10 protein-coding genes and 1 pseudogene are annotated in these 6,761 nt (G+C 61.1%); 4 read left to right on the top strand and 7 right to left on the bottom strand.

Annotation, left to right across the window (positions count from 1 at the left end; translation table 11 throughout):
• Positions 1-188 (bottom strand): annotated as a pseudogene (locus VNX23_RS12905) (phenylalanine--tRNA ligase subunit alpha); the annotation flags it as partial.
• Positions 189-349: 161 nt separating this feature from the next.
• Here VNX23_RS12905 and VNX23_RS12900 point away from each other — a divergent pair.
• Positions 350-748 (top strand): hypothetical protein, encoded by a 399-nt coding sequence (locus tag VNX23_RS12900; protein ID WP_325630551.1) that lies wholly within the window; start codon positions 350-352, stop codon positions 746-748.
• A gap of 31 nt (positions 749-779) precedes the next feature.
• Here VNX23_RS12900 and rplT read toward each other — a convergent pair whose 3' ends face one another.
• The 3 genes from rplT to VNX23_RS12885 form a co-directional block, all read right to left on the bottom strand.
• Positions 780-1,139 (bottom strand): 50S ribosomal protein L20, encoded by a 360-nt coding sequence (rplT, locus tag VNX23_RS12895; protein ID WP_325630549.1) that lies wholly within the window; start codon positions 1,137-1,139, stop codon positions 780-782.
• A gap of 75 nt (positions 1,140-1,214) precedes the next feature.
• Positions 1,215-1,415 (bottom strand): 50S ribosomal protein L35, encoded by a 201-nt coding sequence (rpmI, locus tag VNX23_RS12890; protein WP_298259510.1) that lies wholly within the window; start codon positions 1,413-1,415, stop codon positions 1,215-1,217.
• 178 nt (positions 1,416-1,593) lie between these two features.
• The gene (locus tag VNX23_RS12885; protein ID WP_325630547.1) at positions 1,594-1,725 is read right to left on the bottom strand and encodes a hypothetical protein; all 132 of its coding nucleotides are present in this window, start codon (positions 1,723-1,725) and stop codon (positions 1,594-1,596) included.
• On the opposite strand from VNX23_RS12885, the gene VNX23_RS12880 reads away from it, so the two are divergent.
• Positions 1,724-2,113, top strand: coding sequence for a hypothetical protein (locus VNX23_RS12880; RefSeq protein WP_325630546.1), 390 nt, complete (start codon positions 1,724-1,726; stop codon positions 2,111-2,113). The two genes, VNX23_RS12885 and VNX23_RS12880, sit on opposite strands and share 2 nt — an antisense overlap.
• 105 nt (positions 2,114-2,218) lie before the next feature.
• Here the strand turns inward: VNX23_RS12880 and infC are convergent, their stop codons facing one another.
• The gene (gene infC, locus VNX23_RS12875) at positions 2,219-2,758 is read right to left on the bottom strand and encodes a translation initiation factor IF-3 (RefSeq protein ID WP_325630557.1); all 540 of its coding nucleotides are present in this window, start codon (positions 2,756-2,758) and stop codon (positions 2,219-2,221) included.
• Positions 2,759-3,061: 303 nt separating this feature from the next.
• Here infC and VNX23_RS12870 point away from each other — a divergent pair, with 303 nt between their 5' ends.
• Positions 3,062-3,787 (top strand): alpha/beta hydrolase, encoded by a 726-nt coding sequence (locus VNX23_RS12870; protein WP_414642987.1) that lies wholly within the window; start codon positions 3,062-3,064, stop codon positions 3,785-3,787.
• Positions 3,788-3,793: 6 nt separating this feature from the next.
• Here VNX23_RS12870 and queG read toward each other — a convergent pair whose 3' ends face one another.
• Together queG and VNX23_RS12860 are read right to left on the bottom strand one after the other, a co-directional pair.
• On the bottom strand, positions 3,794-4,939 hold the full coding sequence (gene queG / locus VNX23_RS12865) for a tRNA epoxyqueuosine(34) reductase QueG (RefSeq protein WP_325630544.1): 1,146 nt from the start codon (positions 4,937-4,939) through the stop codon (positions 3,794-3,796).
• Between the two features lie 54 nt (positions 4,940-4,993).
• On the bottom strand, positions 4,994-5,686 hold the full coding sequence (locus tag VNX23_RS12860) for a glutathione S-transferase family protein (protein ID WP_325630542.1): 693 nt from the start codon (positions 5,684-5,686) through the stop codon (positions 4,994-4,996).
• Between the two features lie 234 nt (positions 5,687-5,920).
• On the opposite strand from VNX23_RS12860, the gene VNX23_RS12855 reads away from it, so the two are divergent.
• Positions 5,921-6,727 (top strand): undecaprenyl-diphosphate phosphatase, encoded by an 807-nt coding sequence (locus VNX23_RS12855; RefSeq protein WP_325630541.1) that lies wholly within the window; start codon positions 5,921-5,923, stop codon positions 6,725-6,727.
• Positions 6,728-6,761 lie beyond the last annotated feature (34 nt).

Here is a 6,761-nt window from a genome sequence, read left to right as displayed (position 1 = left end):
GCGAGATTGATCGCCGCCCCTTGGGTCTTGCGTTCGTCGGGCGACATTTTACCCAAAGTCGCGAGGAGCGCCGAGATCGAGCCTTTCTTGCCGAGCGCCGAGACGCGCACGGTCTCGAGGGCGGCTTCGTCGCCGGCCGCGGCGATCTGGGCGAGGACTTCCTGTTCAAGCGCTGCGAGGTCGGACACGGCTATCAATTTCTCCCGCGGAAATGCGGCTGGTTGTGGCCGCCCCGGGGCCGGAACGTCAAGGCCAAACCTCGAACAAAAGCCTGTTAAGGACCGCGCTGATCGCCCCTTGAACCCTTCGGACCAGCATCGCACCAATAGCCGTTGGATGTATGGAGCCCATGATGCGTCTGGAATTGTCGTCGGCCGTCTTTCTGGCCGTCTTGCTGTCCGCCGGTTCGGTTCCTGCGGCCGCCGAAGACTGTCCGGTCAAATCGTTCGAGATGGCTGGCATCATCGCGACGGTGAACGCCGCATCAAGCTGCGACGCCTCGATGAAAGTGTTCGAGGCCTGCCAGATGGGCTCTACGGCCGACATCCAGTTCGGCGACGCCGTCGAAAAGAAATGCGAGGCTGCGTTTCTCTCCCGGTTGAAAACACCGCAAAAGCGCACCTACCAGGACCAGCTTGGCCGCTGCGATGAAAAATACGCGGACAAGCAGGGGACCATGTGGCGCTCGGCGACGGCGATGTGCCGGGCTGCGGTTTCGCAACGCTATGCGCGCCGGATGGCGAAATAGCGGAGCCGATCAGCTCCGCCGTCTCACCGCGTCAGGCGGCGAGCGCCGCCTTGGCCTTCTCGGCGATCGCCTGGAACGCTGCCGGCTCGTGGATCGCGAGATCCGAGAGCACCTTGCGGTCGACGGTGATGCCGGATTTGGACAGGCCGTTGATAAACACGCTGTAGGTCATGCCGAACGGGCGGACGGCAGCGTTAAGACGCTGAATCCACAGCGCGCGGAAGGTGCGCTTCTTGCGCTTGCGATCGCGGAAGGCATATTGCCCGGCCTTTTCGACCGCGGGCTTGGCGGCCCGGATCGTGTTCTTGCGGCGGCCGTAAAAGCCCTTGGCGGCCTTGTAGACTTTCTTGTGCTTGGCGTGAGAGGTCACACCGCGTTTGACGCGAGCCATGACAGATCTCCTTCATCTCTGAAAATTGAATGACGGTCGCCGCGCGGGACGCGGCGCAGCGGAAGCAGCGCGCGATCAGGCGTTCGGCAGGAAGTATTTCTTGATGTTGTCGCCGTCGGTCTTGAACAGCACGCGGGTGCCGCGGAGCTGTCTGATCTGCTTCTTCGTCCGCTTGATCATGCCGTGGCGCTTGCCGCGCTGGGCGTGCAGCACTTTGCCAGTGGCAGTCACCTTGAAGCGCTTTTTAGCGCCCGACTTGGTCTTCAGCTTGGGCATTTGGCTCTCCTGTTGCCGCAGAAAATCCCGCCAAAAACGGCGCTTTCCCGGCTAAAATGCTCGTTAGAGCGTTGAAAGTGCTCAGGTTCTTATGTCTTTCGACAAAACCCGCACGGTCACCGACACGGCAGCCCTTGATCAGCCGGGCGATGAAGGCCGCGCTTATGGCAGAACAAGTTCATTTTGGCAACGACGAACCGTCAAATCCGCTTCCCCGACTGATGACAGGATGCCGGTCATTGGCATCGCCCGCTTCATTAGGACGGCAGGACAACATGAGCATTTCAGCCCAATCAATCATTTCTTTCATGAATTTCAAACCGATCCGCCCGGTGCGGGGAATCCTTGCCCTCACCGCGATCGCCTTTGCCGCGGGAATGTTGAGCCCGGCGGCGGCCGGGACGCGGCCGGGCGCCTATGACGGGAACTGGAACGTGACCTTCACCACTCGCGCCGGCAATTGCAGCTCGACCAACAGCGCCCCCTTCAACGTCTCCGGCACGCAGGTTTCCTCGGCCGGCGGTGGCAAGGTGACCGGCGGCGTCACCCCGGGCGGCGCTGTTTCCGTTCACATTTCGGTCGGCTTGTCGGCGGCGGACGGCAAGGGCCGTCTCGTCGGCAGCTCGGGAACGGGCCGCTGGAGCGGCGTCATCTCCGGCGACCGCTGCAGCGGGACCTGGCAGGCGAGCAAAACCTGAAGTCTTTCTGACGTCCGGTGCCCTTAAACCCAAGACAGCACCGTCCCCGCGCGTCTGAAGCGGGGACAGTGGACGACCGGATTTTTAGAGAATGGCGACCGGGGATCAGCGCGGTGCTAGAACCATCACGACTTGGCGGCCTTCGAAGCGGGCGTCCTGCTCGACCTTGGCATACTCCGCGACGTCGGTTTTGATCTTGTCGAGAAGTTTGGTGCCGATTTCCTGGTGCGCCATTTCGCGGCCGCGGTAACGCAAAGTGATCTTGACCTTGTCGCCTTCCTCAAAGAAGCGCTGCATAGCGCGCATCTTCACGTCGTAATCATGATCGTCGATCATCGGCCGAAGCTTGATCTCCTTGATTTCGACGGTCTTCTGCTTTTTGCGGGCTTCTGCCGCTTTTTTCTGCGCCGAATACTTGTACTTCCCGTAGTCCATGATCTTGCAAACGGGAGGAGCGGCATTGGGCGAAATCTCAACGAGATCCATTCCGGCTTCAGTCGCCATTTTGATCGCGAGGATCGTTTCGACGGTGCCGAGATTCGTGCCGTGCTGGTCGATTAGCTGAACCGTTGCGTTGCGGATTTCATCGTTGGTGCGCGGCCCATCTTTGGCAACGGTGGGCGGGGCTCTATTGGGACGGCGAATGGGTAGTTCTCCAAAATTGTGAACGAAGGTTGTAGTTTGAAGGAATAAGGCCCTGCGGGCAAGCAAACTCACCCTTGGGAAGCGAAAAAGCATCAAATGCGATGCTTTTCGGCCACGCGGATGCTTGGACCGCCGAGATAGGGCGCAAGTTCACCCGACGCAAGCATCATAACGCGTTAACCGGCTTTTCGTTGACGGACATCATCCGCTCACGCAGAGAGGGCGTGGAGTGACGACGCCATGACCGGTTCCACCGCAAACCCAGAGAAACCCCTGACGATCGAGGTCGGCCGGACCGATGCGATGCGCCGCATCGCGGTCCGTGCCCGCGAAGGCGATTTACCGGGGCTTTTTTGGCTCGGAGGCTTCAAGTCGGACATGCGGGGCACTAAGGCCCTGGCGCTGGATGCGTGGGCGGCCGAGCGTCGCCGCGCCTGTATCCGGTTCGACTATTCCGGCCACGGCGAATCCGGTGGCGATTTCGTCGAGGGTACGATCGGGCGCTGGCTGGAAGAAAGCGTCGAGGTATTCGAGCAGTTTTGCGTTGGCCCGCAGGTGGTGATCGGCTCCTCCATGGGCGGGTGGATGGCGCTGCTGTTGGCGCGGGAACTCGCCAGGCGTCCTGCCCCCCGCGTCTCGCTGAAGGGGCTTGTGCTGATTGCGCCGGCGCCCGATTTCACCGAGGAGCTGATGTGGAAGGGGTTTTCGTCCGACATTCGCCACCAGATCGAGACCACGGGCGTCTGGCTGCGTCCGTCCGAATACGGCGACCCCTATCCGATCACCCGCAACCTGATCGAGGAGGGCCGCCAGCATCTCCTGCTCGGCGGCACGATCGAGGTCGGCTGTCCGGTGCATATCCTGCAAGGCGCGCAGGACCCCGATGTGCCGTGGAAGCACGCGTTTGCGCTGGCGCACCGGCTGCCGGCCGACGATGTGGTGCTGACGATGATCCAGGACGGCGATCATCGCCTGTCGCGGCCACAGGACATTGCGCGGATCCTGGCTGCTGTTGCGGAGATGGGCTGACGACCGTCACGACGGGAGATGTGCTGCGTCCCACTCCGTTTGCACGGTCACATCTGTCTCTGCCACCGCGGCGCGCGACGCCAGCACCGTCAAAGCTGAAGGCTCCAGCAATTGCGACAGTGCCCACACGGCAGCGCCACGAACCAACGGGCTTGTATCAGCCAGCAGACGCTCGGCTTCCGTTGCCAGTGATGGATCATTCGAATTGCCGATCGCAATCAGCACATTGCGGATGAAGCGGTCGCGGCCGATGCGCTTGACTGGTGATTTCGCGAACAGTTTCCGAAACGCCGCGTCGTCGAGCCGCACCAGCGTCGAAAGGTTGGGCGCGCGCAGTTCCCCGCGCGGCGACAGTTTCGCCTCATGGCCGGCCTTCGCGAACTTGTTCCATGGGCAGACCGCCAGGCAATCGTCGCAGCCATAGATGCGATTCCCGATGGCCTGGCGGAATTCGCGCGGGATCGGCCCCTTGTTTTCGATGGTGAGGTAGGAAATGCAGCGGCGCGCATCGAGCTTGTAGGGCGCCGGGAACGCGGATGTCGGACAGATGTCGAGGCAAGCCTGGCATGAACCGCAGTGATCGCGATCGGCTTCGTCGCGTGGCAGATCGGCATCGGTGAAGATCGCGCCGAGAAACAACCACGAGCCGAACTCGCGCGATACAAGGTTGGTATGCTTGCCCTGCCAGCCAAGGCCCGCGGCCTGAGCCAAGGGCTTTTCCATCACGGCCGCGGTATCGACGAACACCTTGACCTCGCACGAGGCGGTTGCCGCCAGCCATCGCGCTAGCGCCTTGAGCCGCTTCTTGATCACGTCGTGATAATCGTCGCCCTGTGCGTACACCGAAATCGCACCGTGCGTCCGCTGCTCCAAAATCGCGAGCGGATTCTCATCGGGACCGTAATTGACGCCGAGCATGATCACGGAACGAACGCCGGGCCACAAGGTTCGCGGATCGCTGCGGCGCTCGGGATTGGCCGCGAGCCAGTCCATGTCGCCGTGGCCGCCTGCTTGAAGAAATTCCAGAAAATATTTTCCGGCCTGCGCGATTGCGCCGGGATCGGTCACGCGGGCGCAGTCGAAGCCGAGTGCGTGCGCCTCCCGGGTCAGCGTTTCCTTGAGATCGTCATGCATGGCGGCAGAAGCGCGCATCGCTTCTCCCAAAGATTCTTACGAGGATTTCGAGAACAATGCCGATCGATGGAATCAGAAGTCGAGATCCACATAGGTGCGTGACGCCGGCACGCCCGCGAGCCATTCGCTGAGCAGCGGACGGAAAGAGGGCCGGGACTTCACCCGTGCATACCAGGCCTTTGCCGCATCGTCCTCGGCCCATGGCACGTCACCCAGATAATCGATCGCCGAAAGATGCGCTGCGGCGGCGAGGTCCGCATAGGTGATCCGGTCGCCGGCCAGGTAATTACGCGTTCGCGCCAGCCAGCCGATATAGGCCAGATGATAGCGCACATTTGCCTTCGCCGCGCGGATCACATCGGCCGATGGCGGGCCGCCGCCCTCGTCCTCGCTCATGAAGCGTTTGTAAATGCGTTCGGTGACCAGTGGGTTGGAGGCTTCCTTGAAAAACTTTTCGTTGAACCACGCCATCAGCCGCCGCACCTCGACGCGTTCGCCGACCGAAGACGGCAATAATCGCCGCTCGGCCAGGGCATCACCGAGAGTTTCGTCAAGATATTCCGCGATGATGGCGGCGCCGGGGATCACCGACGGCCCTTCGGCAACCAGGACCGGCGTGGCGCCGGCTGGATTCAATGCGAGAAAAGCTTCGCGCCGTTCCCAACCCCGTTCCTCGATCAGTTGCAGATCGACGCCGATTTCGCCGAGCGCGAGGCGAACGAAGCGCGAGTGCGGGCAGAAGGGATGATGAAACAGCGTGAACATGAAGCCCTGAAGAAGTGCCGGTGGAGTTTAGAATTCGACATCCGCTTTCTGAGCTTTTGGCTAGGCGGTTGGCGAATGTCAAATCCACCCGACTAGGGTTTTTGCGTTTTTGCCGTTGCGGCCTACACCCGAATAAGCGAGAAGAATCCGGCCGTTTTCGGCCGTATTTGCTTGGAATGGTCCGGGCCGGATCGCCGTCGTGTCATCCCAACCTTATTAAAAGGACGCTCAATCATGCTGTCTGATTCGTTGCGGGCGGTCATTCTCGGTATCGTCGAGGGCATCACCGAATTTTTGCCGGTTTCCTCGACCGGCCACATGCTGCTCGTGAAGCGCTTCTTCGGGCTCGGTGAGGGCGCTTTCTGGGACAGTTTCGTGGTGCTGATCCAACTCGGTGCGATTCTCGCGATCGTCGTGATCTATTTCGCCAAATTGTGGAAGATCGCGCTCGGGATGTTTTCCAATGCCGATGACCGTCGCTTTGTCATCGGCATCCTGGTGGCGTTTCTGCCGGCGGTGATCATCGGACTGATCGCCGGCAAGTACATCAAGGAAGTTCTGTTTAATCCGTGGGTAGTTTGCTTCTCGCTGATCGTCGGCGGCGCGATTCTGCTCTGGGTCGACCAACTCGATCACAAGCCGCACGAACATGACGCCACGAAATTCCCGCTGCTCACTTACTTGTGGATCGGCGTTGCGCAGTGCCTGGCGATGATTCCCGGCGTGTCACGCTCCGGCGCCAGCATCGTCGCGGCGATGCTGCTGGGCGCCGACAAGCGCGCGGCGGCCGAATTCTCGTTCTTCCTGGCGATTCCGACCATGATCGGTGCGTTCGCCTATGATTTTTACAAGAACCGCGCCGAGATGACGTCGGACCACCTCAGCATCATCGCGATCGGCTTTGTGGTGTCGTTCGTCGTCGCGATCATCGTGGTGAAAACGTTCTTAAACTACGTCACCCGCCGGGGATTCGGATTGTTTGCGTGGTGGCGCGTCGTCGTCGGCACGCTTGGCCTGATTGCACTGGCGATGGGACGGTAAGATTCCTCATGGTGAGGAGGCGCGCTTGCGCCGT

The organism is Bradyrhizobium sp. (genome assembly GCF_035570375.1).
Lineage (GTDB): Bacteria > Pseudomonadota > Alphaproteobacteria > Rhizobiales > Xanthobacteraceae > Bradyrhizobium.
Note: the sequence above shows the minus strand (reverse complement) of the source record. Positions and strands in the feature narration are given on the sequence as shown.